Source organism: Williamsia phyllosphaerae, from assembly GCF_014635305.1.
GTDB lineage: Bacteria > Actinomycetota > Actinomycetes > Mycobacteriales > Mycobacteriaceae > Williamsia_A > Williamsia_A phyllosphaerae.
In genome coordinates this window covers 595892-619987 of sequence record NZ_BMCS01000002.1, presented here as the reverse complement: position 1 = coordinate 619987, position 24096 = coordinate 595892, and the positions used below count along the sequence as shown (strand labels likewise).

Annotated in this window: 22 protein-coding genes; 11 read left to right on the top strand and 11 right to left on the bottom strand. The window is 67.9% G+C overall.

Annotation, left to right across the window (positions count from 1 at the left end; all coding sequences use genetic code 11):
• Nucleotides 1-3: 3 nt before the first annotated feature.
• Nucleotides 4-1392 (top strand): uracil-xanthine permease family protein, encoded by a 1389-nt coding sequence (locus IEV93_RS16745; protein ID WP_188491086.1) that lies wholly within the window; start codon nucleotides 4-6, stop codon nucleotides 1390-1392.
• 77 nt (nucleotides 1393-1469) lie between these two features.
• Here IEV93_RS16745 and IEV93_RS16740 read toward each other — a convergent pair whose 3' ends face one another.
• Nucleotides 1470-2678, bottom strand: coding sequence for an FAD-dependent monooxygenase (locus IEV93_RS16740; protein ID WP_188491085.1), 1209 nt, complete (start codon nucleotides 2676-2678; stop codon nucleotides 1470-1472).
• A gap of 176 nt (nucleotides 2679-2854) precedes the next feature.
• Here IEV93_RS16740 and IEV93_RS16735 point away from each other — a divergent pair, with 176 nt between their 5' ends.
• Complete coding sequence (locus IEV93_RS16735) at nucleotides 2855-3283, top strand: MarR family winged helix-turn-helix transcriptional regulator (RefSeq protein WP_229705252.1); 429 nt, start codon at nucleotides 2855-2857, stop codon at nucleotides 3281-3283.
• A gap of 27 nt (nucleotides 3284-3310) precedes the next feature.
• Here the strand turns inward: IEV93_RS16735 and IEV93_RS16730 are convergent, their stop codons facing one another.
• Together IEV93_RS16730 and IEV93_RS16725 are read right to left on the bottom strand one after the other, a co-directional pair.
• Entirely contained in the window at nucleotides 3311-3736 is a 426-nt protein-coding gene (locus IEV93_RS16730) for a universal stress protein (protein ID WP_188491083.1), read from the bottom strand.
• 12 nt (nucleotides 3737-3748) lie between these two features.
• Nucleotides 3749-5047 (bottom strand): MFS transporter, encoded by a 1299-nt coding sequence (locus IEV93_RS16725; protein ID WP_188491708.1) that lies wholly within the window; start codon nucleotides 5045-5047, stop codon nucleotides 3749-3751.
• 144 nt (nucleotides 5048-5191) lie between these two features.
• Here IEV93_RS16725 and IEV93_RS16720 point away from each other — a divergent pair, with 144 nt between their 5' ends.
• Nucleotides 5192-5659, top strand: coding sequence for a MarR family winged helix-turn-helix transcriptional regulator (locus tag IEV93_RS16720; RefSeq protein WP_229705251.1), 468 nt, complete (start codon nucleotides 5192-5194; stop codon nucleotides 5657-5659).
• 18 nt (nucleotides 5660-5677) lie between these two features.
• Here IEV93_RS16720 and IEV93_RS16715 read toward each other — a convergent pair whose 3' ends face one another.
• Nucleotides 5678-7702, bottom strand: a complete 2025-nt coding sequence (locus tag IEV93_RS16715; RefSeq protein WP_188491082.1) for a glycosyltransferase family 39 protein — start codon at nucleotides 7700-7702, stop codon at nucleotides 5678-5680.
• Nucleotides 7699-8958: a bifunctional glycosyltransferase family 2/GtrA family protein gene (locus tag IEV93_RS16710; protein WP_229705320.1), complete on the bottom strand. Its 1260-nt coding sequence runs from the start codon at nucleotides 8956-8958 to the stop codon at nucleotides 7699-7701. Before IEV93_RS16710 ends, IEV93_RS16715 begins: the two co-directional genes overlap by 4 nt.
• A gap of 255 nt (nucleotides 8959-9213) precedes the next feature.
• Here IEV93_RS16710 and IEV93_RS16705 point away from each other — a divergent pair, with 255 nt between their 5' ends.
• Both IEV93_RS16705 and IEV93_RS16700 read left to right on the top strand, forming a co-directional pair.
• Entirely contained in the window at nucleotides 9214-10494 is a 1281-nt protein-coding gene (locus IEV93_RS16705; protein ID WP_229705250.1) for a glycosyltransferase 87 family protein, read from the top strand.
• Nucleotides 10491-10955 carry a VOC family protein gene (locus IEV93_RS16700; RefSeq protein WP_188491080.1) on the top strand — a complete coding sequence of 155 codons (465 nt, stop codon included), beginning with the start codon at nucleotides 10491-10493 and terminating at the stop codon, nucleotides 10953-10955. Before IEV93_RS16705 ends, IEV93_RS16700 begins: the two co-directional genes overlap by 4 nt.
• A 76-nt stretch (nucleotides 10956-11031) precedes the next feature.
• On the opposite strand, the gene IEV93_RS16695 is transcribed toward IEV93_RS16700, so the two are convergent.
• Nucleotides 11032-11310 carry a GlsB/YeaQ/YmgE family stress response membrane protein gene (locus IEV93_RS16695; RefSeq protein ID WP_188491079.1) on the bottom strand — a complete coding sequence of 93 codons (279 nt, stop codon included), beginning with the start codon at nucleotides 11308-11310 and terminating at the stop codon, nucleotides 11032-11034.
• Between the two features lie 260 nt (nucleotides 11311-11570).
• Here IEV93_RS16695 and IEV93_RS16690 point away from each other — a divergent pair, with 260 nt between their 5' ends.
• Nucleotides 11571-12509 (top strand): dienelactone hydrolase family protein, encoded by a 939-nt coding sequence (locus IEV93_RS16690; protein WP_188491078.1) that lies wholly within the window; start codon nucleotides 11571-11573, stop codon nucleotides 12507-12509.
• 5 nt (nucleotides 12510-12514) lie between these two features.
• Here the strand turns inward: IEV93_RS16690 and IEV93_RS16685 are convergent, their stop codons facing one another.
• Nucleotides 12515-12925 carry a DoxX family protein gene (locus IEV93_RS16685; protein WP_188491077.1) on the bottom strand — a complete coding sequence of 137 codons (411 nt, stop codon included), beginning with the start codon at nucleotides 12923-12925 and terminating at the stop codon, nucleotides 12515-12517.
• 69 nt (nucleotides 12926-12994) lie between these two features.
• Between IEV93_RS16685 and IEV93_RS16680 the strand changes: the two genes are divergently transcribed.
• The gene (locus IEV93_RS16680) at nucleotides 12995-14278 is read left to right on the top strand and encodes a lipase family alpha/beta hydrolase (RefSeq protein WP_188491076.1); all 1284 of its coding nucleotides are present in this window, start codon (nucleotides 12995-12997) and stop codon (nucleotides 14276-14278) included.
• A gap of 9 nt (nucleotides 14279-14287) precedes the next feature.
• Here the strand turns inward: IEV93_RS16680 and IEV93_RS16675 are convergent, their stop codons facing one another.
• On the bottom strand, nucleotides 14288-14497 hold the full coding sequence (locus IEV93_RS16675; protein ID WP_188491075.1) for a DUF2510 domain-containing protein: 210 nt from the start codon (nucleotides 14495-14497) through the stop codon (nucleotides 14288-14290).
• Between the two features lie 188 nt (nucleotides 14498-14685).
• Here IEV93_RS16675 and IEV93_RS16670 point away from each other — a divergent pair, with 188 nt between their 5' ends.
• Entirely contained in the window at nucleotides 14686-16161 is a 1476-nt protein-coding gene (locus IEV93_RS16670) for a glycoside hydrolase family 183 protein (RefSeq protein WP_188491074.1), read from the top strand.
• Between the two features lie 9 nt (nucleotides 16162-16170).
• Here IEV93_RS16670 and IEV93_RS16665 read toward each other — a convergent pair whose 3' ends face one another.
• Both IEV93_RS16665 and IEV93_RS16660 read right to left on the bottom strand, forming a co-directional pair.
• Complete coding sequence (locus IEV93_RS16665; RefSeq protein WP_188491073.1) at nucleotides 16171-17673, bottom strand: amino acid permease; 1503 nt, start codon at nucleotides 17671-17673, stop codon at nucleotides 16171-16173.
• Between the two features lie 104 nt (nucleotides 17674-17777).
• On the bottom strand, nucleotides 17778-18425 hold the full coding sequence (locus IEV93_RS16660) for an NUDIX hydrolase (RefSeq protein ID WP_188491072.1): 648 nt from the start codon (nucleotides 18423-18425) through the stop codon (nucleotides 17778-17780).
• Nucleotides 18426-18510: 85 nt separating this feature from the next.
• On the opposite strand from IEV93_RS16660, the gene IEV93_RS16655 reads away from it, so the two are divergent.
• From IEV93_RS16655 to IEV93_RS16645, 3 genes are read left to right on the top strand one after another with little or no spacing between them, the layout of a single operon-like run.
• Complete coding sequence (locus IEV93_RS16655; protein WP_188491071.1) at nucleotides 18511-19419, top strand: ADP-ribosylglycohydrolase family protein; 909 nt, start codon at nucleotides 18511-18513, stop codon at nucleotides 19417-19419.
• A gap of 20 nt (nucleotides 19420-19439) precedes the next feature.
• Nucleotides 19440-19949, top strand: a complete 510-nt coding sequence (locus tag IEV93_RS16650) for an O-acetyl-ADP-ribose deacetylase (protein WP_188491070.1) — start codon at nucleotides 19440-19442, stop codon at nucleotides 19947-19949.
• A gap of 41 nt (nucleotides 19950-19990) precedes the next feature.
• Nucleotides 19991-21301: an NAD(P)/FAD-dependent oxidoreductase gene (locus tag IEV93_RS16645; RefSeq protein ID WP_188491069.1), complete on the top strand. Its 1311-nt coding sequence runs from the start codon at nucleotides 19991-19993 to the stop codon at nucleotides 21299-21301.
• 127 nt (nucleotides 21302-21428) lie between these two features.
• On the opposite strand, the gene IEV93_RS16640 is transcribed toward IEV93_RS16645, so the two are convergent.
• Nucleotides 21429-23768 carry an APC family permease gene (locus tag IEV93_RS16640; RefSeq protein WP_229705319.1) on the bottom strand — a complete coding sequence of 780 codons (2340 nt, stop codon included), beginning with the start codon at nucleotides 23766-23768 and terminating at the stop codon, nucleotides 21429-21431.
• Nucleotides 23769-24096: the final 328 nt, after the last annotated feature.

The window sequence follows — 24096 nt, the reverse complement described above, 5'->3', positions numbered from 1 at the left end:
GGCATGTCCAAGCCAGACGTGTCACAGCCAGACACGAAGACGTCGTTGTTCAGTTGGAAGCAGGTCGACAGCGGAGACGTCGTCGCCCCGCACGAACGACTGACGTGGCCGCGCACCGTGAGCATCGGCCTGCAGCACGTCGTGGCCATGTTCGGAGCCACATTCCTCGTGCCGGTGCTGACGGGCTTCCCGCCCGCGACGACGCTTCTGTTCTCCGGAATCGGCACGATCCTGTTCCTGCTGATCACCCGTAACCGGCTGCCCAGCTACCTCGGGTCGAGCTTCGCGATCATCGCCCCGGTGACGGCGGCGACGGCGTCGGACGGCCAGGGCTCCGCGCTCGGCGGTCTGGTGATGGTCGGCATCCTGCTGGTGATCATCGGTGCGGTCGTGCATTTCGCGGGCATCCGGTGGATCGAGGCGCTGATGCCGCCGATCATCACCGGCACCATCGTCGCAGTCATCGGGCTCAACCTCGCCCCGACCGCCAAGACCAACTACGAGAAAGACGCGATCACCGCGACCGTCGTCCTCGTGCTGCTGATCGCCGTCCTGATCCTGTTCAAGGGACTTCTCGGCCGTCTTGCCATCTTCGTCTGCGTCATCCTGGGCTATCTGCTGGCGCTGGCGCGGGGCAAGGTGGAGACCGACGCGATCGGTGCCGCGAGCTGGGTCGGGTTCCCCGACTTCCAGACGCCCACACTGCATTTCTCGGTGCTACCGCTGTTCATCCCGGTCGTGCTGGTGCTGGTGGTCGAGAACATCGGCCACGTGAAGTCGATCAACACGATGACCGGCATCAACTACGACAAGCAGATCGGGCGTGCGCTCGGCGCCGACGGTCTCGCGACCATCCTCGCCGGCAGCGGTGGTGGTTCGGCGACGACCACCTACGCCGAGAACATCGGCGTCATGGCGGCAACCAAGATCTACTCGACGGCCGCCTACTGGGTCGCGGGCATCGCGGCGGTCCTGCTGGGGCTGTCGCCCAAGGTCGGCGCCGTCATCGCATCCATCCCGCCCGGCGTGCTCGGCGGCGTCACCACGGCGCTCTACGGACTCGTCGGAATCCTGGGTGTCAACATCTGGGTCACCAACCGCGTCGACTTCTCCAAGCCCATCAACCAGTTCACCGCCGCCATCCCGTTGGTCATCGGCATCGCCGACTTCACCTGGAAGATCGGCGATCTGAGCTTCGCCGGCATCGCGCTGGGTGCGGTTGCCGCCCTGGTGATCTATCACGTGATGAAGATCGTCGGAGGCATCCGCGGGACCGTCGTGCCGGATGTCGCGACGCCGGTCGATGCGAAGCCGGCAGCGGCGAATGACGGCCCAACGCGGGGCGACGACGGCCCAACGCATGGCAGCGACGGCCCAACGCGCGAAAACTAGGGCCCAACACGGGTGCGGGTGCCCAACTGAAGGGCTTACGTGCCCAACTGGCGGGCTTACGTGCCCAACTGGTGGGCTTACGTGCCCAACTGGGGTCTGGCGGGCACGTTGTGCGGGTGGTCGGGCAGGGTGAACTTCTCGGCGGGCGGGGACGTGAACCGCGACGCCAGTGTGCGCACCAGACCGCTCGAGGCGATAGCGATCACGCCGTTGAACAGTCGAACGCCCAACCGCGACTTCGGGTTGGCGATCCGCGGGGCACCCGGCGGGAGCTTCTGCGCCTCGTCCACGTAGGGCCGCATCGTCGCCTCGTACCGCGCGAATCGCCCGTCGCCGCCGGTCAATTCACCGGCCAACACATACGCGCCCACCAACGACAGGCTCGTCCCCATGCCGCTGATGGGGGAGGCGCAGTAGGCGGAATCGCCGACCAACACGACCCGTCCCTTCGACCAGTTCGGCAGTTTCACCTGGCCGAGGCCCTCGAAGTAGAAGTCGTCGGCGTCGTCCATGCCGTCGAGGACACGCGGGAACTCCCAGCCGACGTCGGAGAAGCGTTGGCGCAGCAGCTTCTTCTGTCCCGAGGTGTCGAGGTCGTCGAAGCCCTGCTCGTCGGTCATGAACGAGAACGCCGCACGCCTGGTCCCGTGACTGTCGGGCCGCAGGAACAGCGACCGGCTCCCGGGGAGTGAGCACCACGCGGCCCAGTCAGTGTCGGTCTCGGTACGCGGGATGGTGAAGTACGACGTGTACATCCCGAGCGAGCGGATCGCGTCGGCGTCGTCGAACACGAGTCGCCTGGTGCGCGAGCGCATCCCCTCGGAGATCACGACGAAGTCGAACGACCTGCGTATCCCGCTCGCGAAGACCACGTGCACCTGATCGCCGTCGTCGTCGATCTCGGCGATGCTGTCACCGAAGAGGAACTCGGTGTCGTCGGCGACGGTGTCGACCAGGATGCGGGCCAGATCGCCGCGCAGGATCTCGAGTTCGGCGGTCGGTCCGTTGCCGTCGGCAAAGTCGTCGGCTGCGAACGCGCCCTTGACCTTCCCGGTCGCGTCGACGAACTCGATCCCCTTCTCGCCGGTCCCGGCGGCGCGCACCGCGTCCTCGATCCCCATGCGGCGGGCCACCTCTCGGCCGGCTCCGCGCAGGTCGATGGCCTGTCCGCCGGTGCGCAGCTCCGGGGCGCGTTCGACGATGGTTGTGGTGACGCCCTGCCGGTTCAACCAGTAGGCGAGGGCCGGCCCGGCGATGCTGGCGCCGGAGATCAATACCGTGGTCATGAGGTGTCCTGTCCGCCCCGACATCGGGGTGTATGCGAGAATGATGCTTCTCGATCAAGTAGCTTGACCATCAAGGTATCTACGGAGCTCGGGGTTGTCAAAGCCCGATGCCCGAGGAGGTGAGCGCGACGATGGCGGACGTGTCAGCGGATCGTGCCGCGCAACGAGAGCGACTGATGGAGGGTCTGCAAACCTACGGCACCGACTTCTCCGAGTTCGGACGTCGCTTCGCCGGCTGGCTGGGCCTGTACTCCACCGACGCAGAAGCGTTGTTGCAGATCATCTATGCCGAACAGGGTGGTGCTCCGCTGTCGCCGGCCCGGCTCGCCGAGCGCATCCACCTCACCTCCGGCGCGACCACCTCGCTGCTCAACCGGCTCGAGTCGGCCGGGTTCGTCTCACGCACCCGGGAGCAGTCGGATCGACGGGTCGTGACCCTGCGCAGTGAGCAGAGCGTGCACGACCGGGCCGACGAGTTCTTCGACCCGCTCGGTGTGAGCATCGACGCGGTGATGTCGAACTATTCTCCCGAGATGCTGGAGGAGTTCGAGAAGTTCATGGGTGAGCTGCACGCGACGATGCAGACGCGGCTGGGCGAGGTCTGAGCGACCGCCGGTCCCCAGGGCCGGCGGCTACGGGACGACGGTCACCGGGCACGGACTGCGGCGGACCGCTCGACTGGCGATCGAGCCGAAGATCTTGTGCACCAGGGCCTTGCTCGCGCCGACGACGATCCCGTCGGCCTGATACTCCGAAGCGAGCCGGAGCAGGGCTCCTGCGGGATCACCGATCACGGACTCGAAGCGAGCGTCGACGTCGTACTCGCGGGCCAATGACTCGATCTGCGTACCCATCTCGCTGCCCGCGTCGACCAGGGCGGCGCATCCGGCCCCGACACCGGCGACGGCTACCGGCATCACGTTGACCGCGATGACCGTGCTGTTCTCCCGGCGCGCCCGACCGAGCGCGTAATAGACCGCGCGCCAGGAGGTGTCGGAACCATCCACACCCACCAGCAGTCGGTGGGGTCCGTCACCACCAGCACTCGCGTCGGTCATCGTCGGGCCCGCTCAGCGACGGGTCTCGACCGGGCGACCGAACTTCTCGTCGTCTCGCAATGCGGTTTCGGCGAGCACGGCCTCGTCCTCGATGGCGGGAATCTCGCGCACGGCGTCCTCGGCGTCGACACGTTCGTGCGAGTGTGCGGATTCCTCATCGGCGTCGGCGGCGACCAATGCGCCGTGAACGGTGGACAACACCACCGCGGCGAGCGCGACCGCAACCGCCGCGATGACGAACGGGACGTGCGCGTTGTAGTGCTCGACGAGCTTGCCTGCCGCGAACGGTGCCAGGCCGCCGCCGATGAACCGCACGAAACCGTAGGTGGCCGAGGCGACCGAGCGCTGGACCGGTGCGATGCTCATGACGGCCGTGGTCACCAGCGTGTTGTTCAACCCGACGAAGATGCCGGAGACGATGGTCGCGCCGATGACCGCCCAGCGATCACCTGAGAAGATCCCGATCACCAGACAGACGACGGCCATCCCGAACAGCGCCGCGTACAGGGTGCGTGGAGTGCCGAAGCGGGACTTGAGCATCGGGGCGCCGAAGACCGCGAAGATCGCGACCAGGATGCCCCAGCAGAAAAACACCGCGCCGAGCTTGAGTGCCGACAACCCCATCAGGAACGGTGCGTAGCCGAGGATCGAGAAGAAGCCCCAGTTGTAGAGCAGGCCGGTGACGCTGGTCGTCGCGAGGCTGCGGTGACGCAGGGCGGTGATGGGCTCGATGATCGACGATTTCTCGGTCGGTGTCGGGGTGGCGGGGACGAGCACGATCGTCGCCACCAGCGCGATGAGCATCAACACCGCGACGCCGAAGAACGGTCCGCGCCAACTGATGTTGCCGAGGACGCCGCCGAGCAGGGGGCCGGTCGCAATGCCGACACCGAGGGCGGCCTCGTACAGGATGATGGCGCCGCTGAACCCGCCGCTGGCCGATCCGACGATGACGGCCAACGAGGTCGCGATGAACAGTGCGTTGCCCAGACCCCAGCCGGCGCGGAACCCGACGATCTCGTTGATGCTGCCGCTGGCGCCCGCGAGCGCGGCGAACGCGACGATCAGGACGAGTCCGATGATCAGGGTGCGTTTGGCGCCGACGCGGCTCGAGACCCAGCCGGTGACCAGCATCGCGATCGCCGTGACGACGAGGTAGCTGGTGAACAACAGTGTGACCTGCGACGGCGTGGCGTCGAGCTGGGTCTGCAGCGACGGGAGGATGGGATCGACCAGGCCGATGCCCATGAACGAGATCACGCACGCAAACGCCACGGCCCAGACCGCTTTGGGCTGGCGGAACGAGTCCATCAACGATGTGGAACTGTCGGAGTGCGCCACTGTTCCTCCTGGTGGATCTGGTCGAACACCCCAAGGCGGGCATCCCTTACTTATCCATAGGTACTCTATATAAAACTCCTATGCAATCCCTTCGGACGCTCTATGCTGTCGGATATGAGTGAGTTAGCAGCGGCCGTCGACGACCCGGCGACCACGCACGAGGACAGTGACGTCGCCGAGGCCGTCTATGCGTTGATGACCGAGCTGGTGCGTCAGATGCCGCGGGACATGAGCCTGACGTCGGTGGCGACGCTGGCGACGTTGAATCGGACCGGCCCTCGCCGCATCACCGACCTCGCCCTGTCGGAGGGCGTGGCCCAGCCCTCGATGACCGCATTGGTCAGCACCCTCGAACGATCCGGACACGTGCGTCGCGGCAGCGACCCCAACGACCGGCGTGCGTCACTGGTGACGCTGACCGATCGGGGTCGGGAATACGTCCTGCATCGGCGTGCGACCGGCGCCGACAGTGTCGCCTCCGTGCTCGACGACCTCAGCCGGTCCGAGCGTGATGCTCTCGCCGCGGCTGTTCCGGCCATGCGCCGACTCCGGGACCTGAAGGCGCAGCAACGCGAGACGTGATGGACCGCGGTCGGCTGCCTACCGGGTCGACGAGTCCTGCAGGTTGTAGATCGTCACGCCGTCGATCGTCTGCGCGCGGTAGTTCTTTGCCACCCACGCGGCGATCTGCGCCGCGGTTCCGTTGCCGCGCATCATGAACCCTCCACCGCCGATGAACCATCCGATGTCGCCCTGGGCGACGTAGCGCTGGAACTGCGCCAGAGTGGGTGAGGGGTCGCCGCCGGAGAAGCCGCCGACCGGCATCACGGGCCGCTCGAGCGCGAGCTGATAGCCCGAGGCGGCCAGCGCGCTGACCGCGGCCGCGGCCCACCGGCGGTTCTGCGCGCCCCGTGCGAGGAGTTCGGTGACCGCCCGCGGGGGAGGTTCCCCGGTGAACGATCGTCGCAACGCGGTTGCGGCCGCCTTCATCTCGGCCGGGGTCATCGGTGACCCGGTCGCACCAGCAGGCATGGAACCGCCGGGCACGGAACTACCGGGCATACCTCCCCGACCACCGCGACCGCCCCCGAACGCGTCGAGCGGTGAGCGCTGTGGACCGGCCGCAGCCAGGCCGCCGGTACGCGAGGTGGCAACCGTGTTGATCGTGTACGCCGTCGGACCGGCCAGCCCGACGATCACGGCGATCGCGACCATGGCGCGGCTCGTGATGCGTCCGTTGGTGAAGGTCCCGGCGGTGAACTTCTCCGCGACCAGGGCGAGAACGAGCAGCACGGTCAGGGCCACCACGACCCAGCGCAGCCAGCCCTGGAAGTCGCTGGTGCGATCGAGGATCACCCAGGCCAGGTAGCCGGTGATCGCGGCTGTGACGATGAGAGCGCCGCGCACCCAGAGGGTTTCGCGTGCCTGCCAGCTCCGCACGCCGCCGATGCCGACCAACAGCGCGATCGGCGGCACCAGGGCCAGCGTGTAGTACGGGTGGAAGATCCCGGCCATGTAGCTCATCAGGACACCGTTGGAGAGCAGCCACAACCACGCGAAGACCACCGTCGATCGCTCGAGGTCGATGCGCGGGGAGCGGCCGCGCAGCGCGATCGCGACGACGCCCAGGATCAACGCGGCCGGGATCAACCAGCCGACCTGTCCGCCGACGAGGTTCGAGAACATGCGCAGGATGCCGGTCTGACCTCCGAAGAGCGCACCCATGGGCCCGTCGCCGCTCGGGCGGGGGCCGTCCGCACCGCCGCCGAGACCACTGGACTCGTTGCCGGTCAGGCGGCCGAGGCCGTTGTAGCCGATGGTGAGCTCGATGATGGAGTTGTGTTCGGTGCCGCCTATGTAGGGCCGGGAGTCCTTGGGCCACAGGCTGACGGCCAGTACCCACCAGCCGGCGCCGACGATCATCGCGGCGGCAGCGGCGAGCAGGTGCACGATCCGCGTCTTCCACGCGGGCGGACCGAACGCCAGGTAGACGACGCCGATTGCCGGGACGATCAGCAACGCCTGCAGTTGCTTGGTGAGGAACGCGATCCCGATGAGCCCGCCGGCGAGTACCGCCCAGCGCACCCGGCCGTCGTCGAGGATGGCGATCGTGGCCCACGCGGCACCGAGCAGCAGCAACACCAGCAGCGCGTCGGGGTTGTTGAACCGGAACATCAACGCGGCGACCGGGGTGAGCGCGAGCACGACCCCGGCGAGCAGACCGGCGTTCGGTCCCGCGATGCGGCGCGCGATGAGGTAGACCAGCGCGACCGACGCGACGCCCATCAGGGCCTGGGGCACCAGGATCGACCAGGAGTTCAGTCCGAAGACGCGCACGGCGATACCCGAGATCCACAGTGACACCGGTGGTTTGTCCACGGTGATCGAGTTGCCGGCGTCGGACGCGCCGAAGAACCAGGCCTTCCACGACTGTGACCCGGCCTGCTCGGCGGCGGCGTAGAAGTCGTTGGCGTAGCGGTTCATCCCGAGGTTCCACAGGTACAGCACCGCCGTGCCGACCAGGAGGGCGACGAACGCGATGCGGTGCACCACTCCGTCTGCGACCGGCGCGGACTCGGCGGGGGGCTCGTTGTTCGCGGGCGGGGCGGGGGCCACGGCGGTCATCGGCTCGTCTCGGTTTCGGGTGCAGTAATCTTGGTGGTGACGGTCTCGGCGGCGAGGTGTCGGCGGAACACCCAGCGCAACGACACGAATCGCACGACGGTGGCCACGAGGTTGGCCGTCACGAGCACGACGACGTCTATGTGCTTGTCGGCGTGGGGATATCCGGTGTGCAGGACGTAGAGCGCCACCGCCGAGATGGCCCATCCGAACAGGAAGATCGCGACGCCCTGGATCTGATGCTTCGCGGCTCCCTCGCTACCCCGGACACCAAAGGTGAACGCGCGGTTGGCCCACGTGTTGAGTACGGCGGTGATCAGCAGCGCCAGGAAATTCGCGACCTGCGCGCCCACCAGCGGGTGCAGGGCGAGGAAGAGCAACGCGAACGCCACGGTGGACGCGACCCCGATGATCGCGAACCGCACCAGATGCCCGACCATCCCGCGGGGGACGCCGGTGACCTCGGGTCCCTCGAGGGGATCGCGGCCGATGGACTGCCGCAGTTCGGTGATCGGCAGATCGCCACTGCCCAGGGCCCGTGCCACCCGCCAGCAACCCTTGAGGTCGGCGGTCGCGGTCTTGACGATGTCGACCTTGCTGTTGGGGTCGTCGACCCAGTCGACGGGGATCTCGGCGATCCGCAGGCCGACGCGCTCCGCCAGCACCAGCATCTCGGTGTCGAAGAACCAGCCGGTGTCCTCCACGAGCGGTAGCAACCGGCGGGCGACGTCGGTGCGGATGGCCTTGAAGCCGCACTGGGCGTCGCTGAACCTCGCGTGCATCGCGGTGCGCAGGATGAGGTTGTAACTGCGGGAGATGAACTCGCGCTTGGTGCCGCGGACCACCCGCGCCGACCGGGACAGCCGCGAACCGATGGCGATGTCGGAGTGCCCGGACAGCAGGGGCGCCACCAGGGGCATGAGGGCGTTGAGGTCGGTCGACAGATCGACGTCCATGTAGCAGACGACCTCGGCGTCGCTCTTCCGCCAGACGGCGTTGAGCGCTCGACCCCGACCCTTCTGATCGAGGTGCACCGCCCGCACGGTGTCGATGGTCTCGGCGAGTCGCCGAGCCACGGCCAAGGTCGTGTCGGTGCTGGCGTTGTCGGCGATGGTGATGCGGAAGCTGTACGGCGTCGAGCCGGCGAGATGCTCGTGGAGGCGCTGAACACAGCGCTCGAGGTCGGTCTCCTCGTTGTAGACCGGGATCACCACGTCGAGCGTGGGGGAGGGCGCCGTCCGATCAACGGTCACGGCCATGTCCGGCAGGGTCGCCGGGTCGCGTGTGGTCATCGTTGCAGCCTCGCTGTGGGAGGGCCGGGCGCCGGTCGAGTACGCTCCGGAATAGTAAGCCGAGCTAACAGCCTGACTCTACGGCGACGATGCCCCGGGGTCGAGTGTAGTGCCGCTCGAAGCCGTCATCGTGACCAACGCCACGGCCGTTGGACTGAAATGTCTGATATCGCAGTGGCTTTCAGCAACTTCACAGGTTCGTACCCGAGGAGAATCGGCGCCATGACCATCAACCGCAGTTCACTGATGCGCGGGGCTGCGCTGGTGGCGATCGTGCTCGTCGCGATCGGGGTACGGGCGATCTTCGCCGACCGCGAGTCGCTGGACTACCTGGCGTTCCTGCGCCCCTGGTACGACCACATCGACAGCCACGACGGCATCTTCGCGCTCAAGGACCGGTTCGCCGACTACAACTACCCGTACCTCTACCTGCTGGCCGCGCTGACCTACCTGCACATCCCGTCGCTGATCGGCATCAAGGCGATCTCGGTTGTCTTCGATGTCGTCCTCGCCGCGTTCGTGCACCGCGTCGTCGCCCAGCGACATCCCGGGTTCGGTGTCCCCACGCTCGCGTTCGCGATCGTGCTGTTCCTGCCGACGGTGGTGGCGAACTCCGGCTGGTGGGGGCAGGCCGACAGCATCTACTCGGCGTTCGTGGTCGGTGGCGTGTACTTCCTGCTCCGGCGTCGGCCGTGGTGGGCGTGTGCGTTCATCGGTATCGCGTTCGCGTTCAAACTGCAGACCGTCTTCATCCTGCCGCTCGTCGCGTGGCTGGTCCTACGGCGATGGATTCCGTGGCGGTCGTTGCTCGCGATCCCCGCGGCGATGGTGATCCTGGACGTCCCCGCACTCCTGGTGGGCGCGCCGACCGGCGCGGCGGTGTCGGTGTACACGAACCAGGTCGGGTCGTACAAGAGTACGACGTTGGGGGCGGCGAACATCTACCAGTTCCTGCCGTTCGCAGGGGATCTCGACTGGCTGGCCTACGCCGGCATCGCGATCACCGCGGTCATCGGGATGGCCTTTCTCGGCTGGACCCTGCGCGCCCGCCCGGACGTCACGCCCCGCGCGATCATGGCGATCGCGACCGCGTCGGTGCTGCTCGTCCCGTACCTGCTCCCGGCCATGCACGACAGGTACTTCTATCCCGCCGAGGTCCTGACCGTGGCCGCGGCGTTCTTCCTCCCCCTTGTGTATCTGGTGGTGCCGATACTGGTCCAGCTGGCGGGCATCGGGGTCTACCGGGAGACCCTCGACGGTCCGATGGTCCGCGAGGTCACCGACTTCCTGACCCATCACCGCGGGATACGCCTCGGTGATCGTCCAGGAGGTGGCGGCTTCAAACCACGTGGGTTCGGGAAGTCCGAGCACTACGAGTCCGGGCGTGGCAACGGCCTGTTGCAGACCTACGCCGCGATGATGACCGCCGCGCTTCTGCTGCAACTCGGCGTGACTGCCCGAGTGCTGCGTCGCCGCGAGCCGCTGCCTACGGTGGATTCATGACCTCTCCGACACCGTCGTTCACCGTCACCGCCGTCGATCACACCGGCCTCACCGTCAGCGACATCGACCGTTCGATCCGTTTCTGGACCGAGGTGATGGGTTTCGAGCTACGGCGCCGTGGTCACCTCGCCGGCGAGTTCGCCGAGCAGGTCACCGGTGTCGACGACGCCGACATCTCCACCGCGATAATCGGCGCCCCGGGACACACCATCGAACTTCTGCAGTACACCTCGCCCGGCATGTCGCCGGATGAGCTGCGCAGCCCCGCGGCGCCGGGAACGAAGCATCTGGCGTTCACCGTCGACGACATCGAAGCCGTGCATACGCGTCTCGCCGACGGCGGATGGTTCACCCGTGGATCCGTGCAGACCATGACCGAGGGGCCGCGCGCCGGAACGAAGTTCCTGTACCTGCACGACAGCGACGGACTGACCCTGGAGTTCATCGAATTGGCGAAATAGCCTGCGTCGCAACGGCAGAAGCCGACCACCGCACGATGCGCGGATGGTCGGCTTCTGCGACGAGATTCCGCTCAGGTCAGCGTGCGACCCTGCTGCGACGCCCGGTGACGGCGACGTAGCCGGCGATCAGGATCGCGGCGACGACGATGCCGACGACGAACGGGATGATCTCCCAGCCGCCGTTGGCGTTGTTGTACCCGACCTTGTAGGTGATGAACGATCCGATGAGCGATCCGAGGATGCCCAGGATGATGGTCACGATGATGCCGATGTTCTGCTTACCCGGCAGAACGAGTCGTGCCAGGGCTCCGATGATGAGGCCGACGACGATGGCACTGATGATGGTTCCGATCACGAGGATCTCCTTCGTTCGCCACGCCGAGCGTCGGTCGCGGCAAATTCTCGGGTCTCGCTTTTGAATCCCCGGTGGGTTGGTGCACCTATGACTGTGTCCTACAAATCAGTTGCACACAACAAACGCCACCGAACTGAAATCATGTGTGGCTGTTTGCGATCCGCATTGTCTACCGCAACTGGTTGATTGCTGCCCGCCAGGGGACGGCGTGCTCAGGCATAGTGGGAGCCACGGCCCACCACTTCGATCCGCGAGGACCCATGACCCAGTTCAAGCAGTACATCGCCGAAGAGATCGCCATCGACCACGCCGACGGACTGTTCGGACGTCGCGAGGCATTGCGCCGACTGGGTTTGTTGGGACTCACCGCGGCCTCCGCGTCGGCTCTGCTCGCCGCCTGCGGCAGCGATTCCGACACCACCGCCACCCAGAGCAGCGCCGCGACGTCGTCGGGATCGGGCGCGCCCGCATCGGCGGCGACATCGGGATCGGCGACCGCGCCGGGGATGTCCACGGCGCTGCCCACGGAGGCGATCACCTTCGCCGGCCCGAACGGGACCCTGCAGGGGGCGTGGGCCGCGGCGCCGTCGCCCAAGGGCGCGGTTCTCGTGCTCCATGAGAACAAGGGGTTGACCGACCACATCCGCACCATCGCCGGACGCCTCGCGGGCGCCGGTTACTCGTCGCTGGCCGTCGACCTGCTCTCGGGGAAAGGCGGCACCGCCACCTTCTCCGATCCGGCGCAGGCCACCGCCGCACTCGCCGACATCCCCGCCGAGAATTTCGTCGCCGACATGAAGGCCGGCGTCGTCGAACTACAGAAACGTGCGCCCGGCGCGAAGGTCGGTGCCATCGGGTTCTGCTTCGGCGGGGGACTGGTGTGGTCGCTGTTGGCCTCGGGTGAGCCGCAGTTGTCGGCGGCCGTGCCGTTCTACGGCCCGCTGCCCGACGACGCGAACTTCGACGGGTCCAAGAACGCCGCCGTGCTCGCGGTCTACGCCGGACTCGACAAACGAGTCAACGCGTCGATGCCCGAGGCCGAGACCGCGTTGAAAGCGGCCGGTATGCGGTATCGCGTGCAGAGTGTGCCCGGCGTCGACCACGCCTTCTTCAACGACACCGGCGCCCGGTACAACGAAGCTGCCGCGAACACCGTGTACGGGCAGGTTATGGAGTGGTTCGGTACCTATCTGGGGTGAAGGCGTCAGCGCGTGGTGGTCCCACTGCGTAGGGCTGCGAGGGCTCCGGTGCACCACAGCGCCCAGGCGATCAGCAGGGGTTGGAAGAACAGTCGGATGAGTCTCGCGCTGTCGGTGTCGAGGCCGAACGCGTCGGTGTGGGTGACGTACTGCGAGATGTTGCCCGGGAACACCGCCACGAAGAACGCGGCCACGATCCACCCCATCGCCACCTGGTGTCGGTAGAGCAGGAGCAGGCAGACGCCGAGGACGATCTCGACGACCCCGGATGCGATGACCACGAAGTCCGCGTTCAGCGGAACCCAGTCGGGGACCTGCGCCTGAAAGGTGTCGCGGGCGAAGGTCAGGTGCGCCGTTCCGGCGAAGATGAGGAACCCGCCCAGGACCCCACGGGCGGCATTGCGGATCCAGGACATGGGTCACATCCTGCCTCAGGGCGGAACACGGACGTGACTCGATGAGTGAACAACTGTACTCTCAAACTCATGAACTCTGTGGTCGAACAACGCCGCACCGAGGTCCGCGAGTTGACCCGTCTCGCGTTGGCCGAGCTCGGTGACGCGACGACCGGGATCGCCAAGGTCCACTCCGCCATCTCCGACCACGTCTTCACCGGACTGCGTCTCGGACTCGGCGACTTCGTGACGCCCGCGAAGACGGTGCACGACGCGATCGCCGGCGGCACGTACTCGGTGATCACCGCCGTGTGCGACACCGCCTCTGAGATCGCCGGCGAGACCGCCAACGGGTGGGGACGACCGCCGTCGGAGACCACCAAGGGTGCGATGGTCATCGCCGCCGTCAACGGACTGATCGGCGACCACCTCGACAGTCAGAGGAGTCCGCTGGCCCAGCCCATGGCGATTCGTGTCGACGGTGTGCCGGTCGCGCCCACCGTCGGTGCACTCGCCGCGGCCTTTCCCGCGGCCACCGGCCGGGTCGTGGTCTTCCTGCACGGGCTGATGGAGACCGAGGCGGCCTGGACTCTGACCGGCGCGCCCACCTATGGAACTCGACTCGGCGACGACCTTGCCGCGACCGAGATCCAGGTCCGCTACAACACCGGCAAACACGTCTCGGAGAACGGCCGCGAGCTGGAGAAGCTCATGGCCGAACTGGTCGTGTCCTGGCCGGTCCCCATCCACGAGATCGCGTTCGTCGGACATTCGATGGGCGGGCTGGTGGTGCGCAGCGCCTGCTTCCAGGCGGCCACCGCGGAGCGGTTGTGGGTCAAGCGCGTCCGACACGTGGTCTGTCTCGGGACGCCGCACCTGGGCGCGCCGCTGGAACGATCGGTGCACTACCTCAGCGCGGCCCTGGACAAACTGCCCGAGTCGCGGCCGTTCGCGCGGCTGCTCCGCCGACGCAGCTCTGGTGTGCGCGACCTGTTCCACGGTTCGCTCGTCGACGAGGACTGGACCGGTCGCGACATCGACGCCCTGAGAGTGGCGGCGGTGCAGGAGGTCCCGCTGCTGGAGAACGCGACGCACTGTTTCGTCTCCGCGACGGTCACCCGCAACGCGCGACACCCGTTGGGGCGGATCATCGGCGACGGTCTGGTGCTGGTCCCGAGCGCATCGGGTCGGAACAAGACCCGGCACATCGGGTTCCGCGACGAGGACGGATTCGCCATCGCCTCGGCAAATCACTTCACCCTGCTCAACCATGACGAGGTCTACGACTGGCTGCTGGCCCGGCTCTCGACCCCGCCCGGCGCATCCGAGCCCGACGCCGTCCGGCCGCCGACATCGGATCTCGGACGCTGCTGAGGCGTTCTCTCAGCGCTCCCGCTCGTCCTCGTTCGGACGGGTCTCCTCGGTCCACCCCGAGCCGTCGTGTCGACGCTCGATCGATGGATCGTGCAGGTCGGGGTACCAGCCGGCCGGGATGGGCGGCGGCTTGGACCGGTAGTAACGGACAAGCGCGAAGATCACGCCGATCGCGATGATCACGGCGATGACGAGCACGACGACGATCCAGGTTGGCATCGCTCCAGTATGTCGCCCGACACGTGGGCGATAGGGGAGATCGCGAGGCGTGCCCCGCGGTGGCCGCGTATCGAGACGGTCTCAGGTCTGTCTCAGGTTGCTGTCCATCGTTCGGATCACCCGGGTGTGACATGTCACATGCTAGGTTCAGCCTCGCTCAAGCACACGAGGTGAAACGGGGATCACGCATGCTTCGACGGTTGGTGGCGATCACGATCGCGGGGTGCGCACTGCTGCCCGCTCTCGGCGGTGCGCCCGCGGTGGCGGCGCCCGCCCGGTCGGTGGCACTGCCGAGCTCGGGGTGTGCCAACGATCTCCCGCAGCCGGCCCGGCCCTCCGCGCCGTCGGCCCCCGACATCCGGATCCCCATCCCGTACCTGAAGCTGCAGCCCGTCCCGCGGTACGGACCGTTGCAGAACAACAAGCGGATCCCGTCCGAGCAGCCCCTCAAGGACTTCTGCAAGGACCCGTGCCCGGACATCACCGACCCGCCGCCACCGCCCAACGCGGTCGGCACCGGTTCGGGGAACATCCCGATCCCGAAGCTGTCGTTCGTCCCGCGCCCGTTCCTCACCGTCCCGGTGCCGGTGCCCGGTGGCACCCCGCCGCCGTTCCAGGCCCGACCCCCGCGGGCAGCACCGGGGTCGACCCCCGGTTCGCTCACCCCGAAGTTGGGTAACCCGCGGGTCGGGGCCTCCAACTATGTGGCGCAGGTGACCGGCAGGGGATCGACGGGCCGCACCGACAAGCGTTTTCAGCTCAACGGGACCGACCTGGGCATCATGTGGCAGTCCAAGCCCGGGCAGGTCGCCATCGCGTTCGGCGACAGCTTCGGCAAGGGATTCCGCCCGCCCGGCGCCAACGGTGGCGACTGGCGGTCCAACGTCCTAGGGTTCAGTGACGACACCAAGCTCTCCGACGGGCTGAAGATCCGGACCATGGTGCAGGACAGTCGCTGCCACGCGGCCGAGCTGTTGGCCAGCCGCAAGATCAACAACGCCGAGCAGACCGTCATCCCGACCTCCGGCTTCGCACTCGGCAACCGTCAGTACATGAGCTACATGTCGATCAACACGTTCACGCTGCCCGGGCAGTGGATCACCAACTACGGCGGGCTCGCCTACTCCGACGACGGCGGGTCGACCTGGGTCAAGGACCAGTACGCGCGCTGGGACAACATCTTCGGTGGCAACGCCAACTTCCAGGTCTCCGCGATGGTGCCGCAGGGTGACTGGGTCTACCTGTTCGGCACCCCCAACGGCCGACTCGGTGCCACCGCGTTGGCGCGGGTCCCGAAGACGCAGATCCTCAACAAGACCGCGTACCAGTACTGGGTGCGCGGCAACTGGATCCCGACCCGCAACGGCGACCAGGCGACCCCGATCTTCGGTGGTCCCAACGGCGAGCTGTCGGTGCGCTACGACGAGAAGTCGAAGCTCTGGCAGGCCACCTATCTCGACGTGCTGCGCAGCGCGATCGTGTTGCGGCAGTCGCGGTCTCCGCAAGGGCTGTGGTCGGAACCGTCGAACCTGGTGTCGAGCATCAGGTACCCGCAGCTCTACGGCGGGTTCATGCACCCGTGGTCGACCGACAAGGATCTGTACATCACCACCACGACGTACACGAGTTACAACGTCGACCTCATGCACATCCGGACGAACTGATCCCGGCTGTCACTCAGCGGTTTTCGTGGCCGTCGCCTCCGGCGGCAGATCGACCAGCTTCGCGGCCAACCGGGCGTGTCGACGCCCGTAGGCGAGGTAGATGATCATGCCCAGGGCCAGCCACACCAGGAACCGCAGCCAGGTACCCACGACGAGGTTGAGCATCAGGTAGATGCAGGCGAGTGCCGAGATGATCGGGACGATCGGCGACAGCGGCACCCGGAACGGCCGCTTGAGGCCGGGCTTGGTGCGGCGCAGGATCGGGACCGCGATCGAGACGATCAGGAACGCGAACAGCGTTCCGATGCTGACCATCTCGGACAGATCGGTCAGCGGGATCAGGCCGGCGAGGATCGCCACGAAGATGGTGGTGCCGACGGTGAACCGGAACGGCGTCCCGAACCGCGGTGACGACTTGGCCACCGACTGCGGCAGCAGTCCGTCGCGTCCGAGGGCGAAACCGATGCGGCTCATGGCGATGATGTCGACCAGGATCACCGAGGTGAGCCCGGCGACCGCGGCTATCGCGACGAAGGTGCCCGCCCAGCTGGCGTTGTTGGCGTCGAAGGCCTTGGCGATCGGCGCGCTGGAGTCGAGGTCGGTGTACTTCTGCATGCCGGTGACGACGAACGCGACCATGACGTAGAGCGCGGTGCACAGACCGAGCACGATCAGCAGCGCCCGTGGGATGTCGCGCGCGGGGTTACGGGTCTCCTCGCTGAGGTTGGCCACCGCCTCGAAGCCGGTGTAGGCGAAGAACACCACCGCGGCGGCGGTGAACAGACCCGAGACGCCGAACGTGGCGGGTTCGAAGCCGCCGAGCCACTGCAGCAGCGGCTGGTCGATGGTGTTGACCTTGGTCGTGGTGGCCTCCGCCGTCGGGATGAACGGCAGCAGGTTCGCCTTCTTCATGAAGAAGGCGCCCACGATGATGATGAAGACCGAGATCGCGACCTTGACGAGCACGAGGGTGTTGGTGACGCGCGCCGACTCCTTGACCCCGACGGCGGCTACGGCGCCGAGCACCAGGACGATGGCGACGGCGCCGATGTTGACCGTCGACTCCTCGGTGAACAGCGACGGCGGCAGGCCGAAGAGGTCGGCGAGGTATCCCGACCAACTGCGGGCGACCACCGCGGCACCGAGTGCGAACTCGAGGACGAGGTCCCACCCGATGATCCAGGCGAAGACCTCGCCCAGTGTCGCGTAGGCGTAGGTGTAGGCGCTGCCTGCGGTCGGGACGGCGGAGGCCAACTCGGCGTAACAGAGCGCGGCGAGCATGCTGACGAGCCCGGCGATGAGGAACGACACGACCACGGCCGGGCCGGCGTTCTCCTTCGCCTGGATGCCGGTCAGGGTGAAAATGCCGGTGCCGATGACGATTCCGACGCCGAATCCCACGAGGTCGCGGGTGCGCAGGGTCTTGCGGAGCCCGCTGCCCTCCCCGTCGCCCTCGCCACCGGCGGCGTCGGACTGGATCGCCTCGACTGTTTTGGTACGCAACACACTCATGTCACTGACGCTACTGCTCGTGTCGGCGGAGGCGAGAGCGTATGCCCGTGCTGCTCGGCGTTTCGCCACGCGTCGCCGGATATGTCGTGTTCGAGACCGGCCGGTCAGGGGGTCGCGGACCGCCCGATGTGTCGGAACAGCTCGGCGGGTCGGCCCGCGTCTGCGGTCACGAGTTCTCCGGTGCCCTCGACGTGGGCGAGCATCCGCCGTCGGAAGGTGTCCTTGGGCAGTTGCTGCCCGGCGACGGCCTCGTGGACGCGGCGCAGTTCGAGCAGCGTGAACCGGTCGTCGAGGAGACCGTCGGGGTCGGCGTCCTCGGCGTAGCGCGCACGCAGGTCGAGCACAGCCGCGGCGACCATGTCGTCGTGGTCGAAGGCGAGTGGCTGCGCGGCCCGGCCGTCGACGACCTCGACCAGGTCGGCGGTCGGGGGCAGCCCGTGCGCCGGTGAGGCCGATCCGTGGGCCATCGACAGCACCCACCCGCGGTCGTCGCGAGCGGGGTCGTCGTAGAGCCCGAGTTGATGGAACGCGAGGTCGCCGACCCCCGCCTTGTCGAGCAACGCCCGGGCGGCCGCGTCGGCGAGCCGCTCCCCGGGATGCAGGAAGGTCCCGGGCAACGCGCGACCGAACGGGCCGTCCACGACGAGCACTCGCAGACCGCCGTCGAGGACCGTCAGCACGGCCACGTCGACCGCGACCGAGGGCCGCGGATGATCGGTCAGGGCTCGCCCCTGTGCGTCGGTCCACACCACGGTTGCACTTTAGCGCAAACATGCGCTAACCTTTAGCGCGGAAGTGAGCTAATGGTCGCCAGTCGGCCGGACGAGGGGAGATCACATGATCCTGAACGCCGCACAGCGCGACCGCGCTGCCGGAGCACTGCTCGGATCGGCTGCGGGCGACGCCCTCGGTGCCGGGTACGAGTTCACCTATCCCGCCGACGACGTCGTCATCGACATGATCGGCGGTGGCCCGTTCGACTGGGCGCCGGGGGAGTGGACCGACGACACGTCGATGGCCATGGGGGTGGCGGCCGGATTGTCGCCAGGGCGGGTCGATCTCGACGCCATCGCCGCGGCCTTCGCCGACTGGTACGGAACGAGCCCACCCGACATCGGCAACCAGACGCGCAGCGTGCTGTCGGGACGGGACCGCACGGCGGTGCCGATGGCGGCGCGCGCCGCGTCGATCGCCGGGCGGACCGGCGGCAACGGGTCGCTGATGCGGACCGCGCCCGTCGCGCTCGCGTTCCTCGACGACGACATCGCCTGCGCGGATGCGGCCGCCGCGATCAGCGACCTCACCCACTCCGACGACCGTGCCCGCGAGGCCTGCCAGATGTGGTCGGCGGCGATCGCGCACGGCATCCGCACCGGCTCTCGTGACGGACTCCGACAGTGGGTCACGGATGCGCCCGCGCACACGCGGACGTACTGGGAACCCCTGCTGGACATGGCGCAGTACGGCTCGCCCGCCGACTTCCCGAACAACGGCTGGGTGGTACACGCCCTGCAGACCGCCTGGTGGGCGATCTGCGCGGCCGACGGCGACCTGCCGCGCGGGCTGGAACTGTGCGTACGCGCCGGCAACGACACCGACACCACCGCGGCCATCGCCGGCGGGTTGCTCGGCGCGTGCGCGGGCGCGTCCGCCGTGCCCGACCGGTGGCGGGACATGCTGCACGGCTATCCCGGGCGCACCGCATCCGACCTCGCGGCACTCGCCGCCCGCATCACCGGCAACTGATCCCACGAGAGGGGACCACCATGACCATCATCGATGTGACGCAGGGCGACATCACCGCCGTGCGCAGCGACGTCATCGTCAACGCCGCCAACCGCACGCTGCTCGGCGGGGGCGGGGTGGACGGCGCCATCCACCGGGCCGGCGGACCGGACATCCTTCGCGAATGCGAACTGATCCGCGCCGTCACCCTGCCCGACGGGCTCGACGTGGGGGCCGCGGTCGCCACGACGGCCGGGCGGCTCCCTGCGCGGTGGGTCATCCACACCGTCGGACCGCGGTGGTCCCGGCACGAGGACCGCTCGCAGATCCTGCGACTGGCCTATTCGCGGTGTCTGCTGCTGGCGCGGTCGTTGGGCGCGGACTCCATCGCCTTCCCGCTGGTCTCCGGCGGCGCCTACGGGTGGCCGGTCGACGACGCTGTCGCGCAACAGGTCCGCGCGATCAAGGACGCCGAGGTCTCGGTCGACCTGGTCACCCTGGTGGCCTACTCGGCCGACATCGCGCGGCTCACGCGGGCCGCGGTGGGCTGAGGTGTTGATGGGGTCGGGATCGGGTGAGGCAGTATTGGCTCATGCCTGACCAACGCCCCCACGTACTGATCATCGGCGGCGGGTTCGCCGGTTTGTTCGCCGCGCGCAAGCTGCGCAGGGCGGCGGTGTCGGTGACGCTCATCGACCGCGGCACGAGTCACGTCTTCCAGCCGCTGCTCTACCAGTGCGCGACCGGACTGCTCTCCGAAGGCGACATCTGCAGTCCGCTGCGGCATCTGCTGCGCAAACAGCGCAACATCTCCGTCCTGCTCGGCGAGGCCACCGACATCGACGCCGAGGCGAAGACGGTCCGCGCCCGCCGGTTCGACGGATCGTCGTTCGACCTGAGCTACGACTACCTGATCATGGCCGGCGGGGCGCGGCAGTCGTACCACGGCAACGAGGCGTTCGAGGAGTTCGCGCCGGGGATGAAGTCGGTCGACGACGCGCTGGCCATCCGTCGCAAGATCATCTCCTCGTTCGAGATCGCCGAGACCCTGCCCACCGCGGACCTGCGTCGGCCGTGGCTGACGTTCGTGATCAGCGGCGGCGGGCCCACCGGTGTGGAACTGGCCGGTCAGATCCGTGAGATGGCGATCCGGTCGCTGGCCCGCGAGTTCGACACCATCGACCCCACCGAGGCGACCGTCGTCCTCGTCCACGGTGGCGAGCGGGTGCTGGAGTCGTTCCACCCGAGCCTGTCGGCGAAAGCGCAACGGACACTGGACAAGATCGGTGTCGAGACCCGGCTGGGCCTGCACGTCACCGACGTCGGGACCGACTACGCGGTCACCACCGACAAGAAGACCAAGGCGACGGTCCAGATCGACACGCACACCGTGCTGTGGACCGCGGGTGTCGAGGCGGTGCCGTTCGCCGGGGCGGTGAACTCGGCCGCCGGCGTCGAACCCGCCCGCGGAGGAACCATTCCCGTCGGGCCCGATCTGCGCGTCGCGGGCCACCCCGAGATCTTCGCCGTCGGTGACGTGATGAGTCTGGACAAGCTGCCCGGTGTCGCCGAGGTGGCGATGCAGTCGGGGCACCACGCGGCCACGCTGATCAAGCGGGACGTCGCGAAGAAGGGCGATGCGAACGCACCCTTCAAGTACCGCGATCTCGGTACCGCCGCCTACATCTCGCGACACCACGCGCTACTGCAGTCCGGCCCGATCCGCCTGTCGGGGTACCTCGGCTGGGTCGGATGGGGGTTCATCCACATCGCCTTCCTGGCCGGTGGGCGCAACCGGGTGTGGACGCTCGCGGGCTGGGCGTCGACCCTGGGTACCGGGAGCCGTGGCGAGCGGGCCATCACCTTCGGTGACCCGGCCACCGCGCGTCGCCCCTACCCCTGATCGCCCCGAACGTGCCGAAACAACCCGCCGACCGTGCCGTGACCGCGCACCCGGTGGGCCGTTTCGGCACGATGGGAACGTCGTTTCGGCACGCTCGGCGGATGGCCCGGGGACGAGGGGCGTTCGGTCAGTCGGGGTCGGATGCGGGGTCCGGTGCCGGGTCGGTGCCGTCGGTGTCGGTGACGATCTCGTAGGACGGGTCGACCATCACGACCCCCTTGCGACCCTGGCGCGCCTTGCCGCTGGCCCGCACCAGCTGTCCGGCGACGATGTCGGAACCGGCGTCGTCGGCGAAACGCAATCGGAGGAGACCGCTGTCGTCCTCGACCTCCACGATGTGTACCGACGTGTCGTCGATCACCTTGTCGAAGGTGTTGCGCACGCGGCCCTCGACGGTGCCGCGATGGCCCACCATGAGCCCGCCGATCGCCAACGTCGATGCCGGGCTCTCCGGTTCGGCGTGGTCGCGCAACTCGGCGTCGTCGTCGCGGGCGATCCGCGCCTGCAGTTGCTCTATCTTTCGGGTCAACCTCTCCTCGACGACATCCGGGAAGGCCTTGCGGATCTCGGCCTGGACATCGAACGGGATGATCGTCGCGGCGGCATGCGGGATCTCGCTGACGGCACGGGAGATCTTGTCGGCGCTGCGATCGTGCAGCAGCCGGCCGAGGACCGGCGCGTAGGTGCGCCGCGGCAACAGCACCGTCACGTGGGATCGCGGTGCCCGGGCCAACGCGTCGACGACGAGGCGCTGCACGCCGCGCGTCAGTCGCCGATCGGGGCAGTCGACGATCCTCAACGGGGTCCGTAGGTCGTAGTGCTCCCATCGCGCCCGCAGCTTCTCGGCCTGGGCCGCGTCGACCATCAGGTGCACGGCGGTCAGTTCGTCGGCGCGTAGACCGTGGCCGTACCGCAACGCCTCGAGGACCGCGAGATCGACCGAACTGACGAGCACGAACGCGGTGTGTCGGGCGTAGTTCACCTGCTCGGGCCGGTTGGTCCGGAACTCCTCGAGAATGGCTGCTTCGGCGCGGTACTCACGGTTCAGGCGGATCAGACCGAAGACCAACAGCGGGAACACGACGACCACCAACCAGGCGCCCTCGGTGAACTTCGCGATGGCGAATATCGCGACGACCACGGTCGAGACGACACCGGCGGCGAGGTTGATCGACAGCTTGTGGCGCCACCCTGATTCCTTGTGTGTCAGGTGGTGTTTGGTCATCCCGTACCCGGCCATCGCGAATCCGGTGAACACCCCGATCGCGTAGAACGGGATCAGTGCGTTGACCGAGCCGCCGGTCGTGATCAGCAGCACGATGGCGAGGACGGCCAGCACGAGAATGCCGTTGGAGAACACGAGACGGTGTCCACGCTTGGTGAGTTGCCGGGGCAGGAACCGATCGGCGGCAACGAAGTTGGCCAGTGCCGGGAAGCCGTTGAAGCTGGTGTTGGCCCCGGTGAAGAGGATGGCCGCGGTCGCGATCTGGAGCATCACGTAGAGGGTGGTGCCCAACGCTCCGCCGCCGAAGACGCGTCGCGCGATCTCCGAGAGCACCGACGGATATCCGTCGACGTATGGGGTCGCATGGGTCTCGTAGGCCAACCAGGCGACACCGGTGAGCAGGATTCCGAGGATGCACGCCATCACCGTCAGTACCGTGCGGGCGTTGGCGCCCTCCGGCTTGCGGAACGAGCCGACCGTGTTCGAGATGGCCTCGACACCGGTGAGCGACGACCCGCCGTTGGCGAACGCGCGGAGCAGGATCAGCAGGGTAGCCCCGGCGATCAGACCGTTGCCCTGGTGCACCGCGACGGTCCCCGGCAACTCCGACGGCACGTACTTCGCCAGACCCGTGGTCGCCTCGCGCACGATGCCGACCACGATCATGAGCAGCAGCATCCCGGTGAAGAAGTAGGTCGGCATCGCGAACGGGCGCCCGGCCTCCTTCAACCCGCGGAGGTTCACCCAGCACATGACGACAACGACGCCGATGGTGATCTCGAGGCTGTAGGGACCGAGCACCTTGACCGCCGACACCACGGCCACGGTCCCCGCCGACGCCTGCACGGCCACGGTGACCACGTAGTCGATGAGCAACGCCGCGGCCGCGATCTGCGCCACCCGGGGCCCGAAGTTCTCCCGCGCGACGACATAGGACCCGCCGGCACGGGTGTAGGCCATCACCACCTGGCGATAGGACGCGGCGACCAGGATCAGGATGCACAGGATCACCCCGGTCAACGGCAACAGCAGGGAGAACGCGGCGAGCCCGGCGTAGGGGAGCAGTTCGACGAGGATGAGCTCGCTGCCGTACGCCGTCGACGAGATGGCGTCGGGGGCGAGGACCCCGAGGGCAACCGGGTTCGACAGGCGCTCGTTCTTGAGCTGCTCGGTGATCATCGGCCTGCCGAGGACGAGGCGCTTGGCCGCGTAACCGATCGACTCCGGCACATTGCGCGACAACTCGACGTCGGCGACCGCGCGTTGCGACGTCTGCCCCGGTGAACGGCCCAGCGATTCCTCGGACACCGCAGCCGCCCTCTCTTCGTCGGCGCACGCCGGTCGGCGTGGGCGGTCGTCGTCGACCGGATCCGAGCATACGGACGCATCCGGCCGGGTGGAGCGGGAGTCGCGTCAAAGGCGTTGGCCAACAGGGCAAATCGGACAGGGGCAGGGCCGGTGGCGGTGACCCGTACGGCTGCGCGTGTTGTCGGTCGATCCGATGGCGTCGACGACGCGTGGCCCCCGGCCGGCCGCGCTGTGCGCCGGGCCCTCCGGCCCCCTCGGGTGT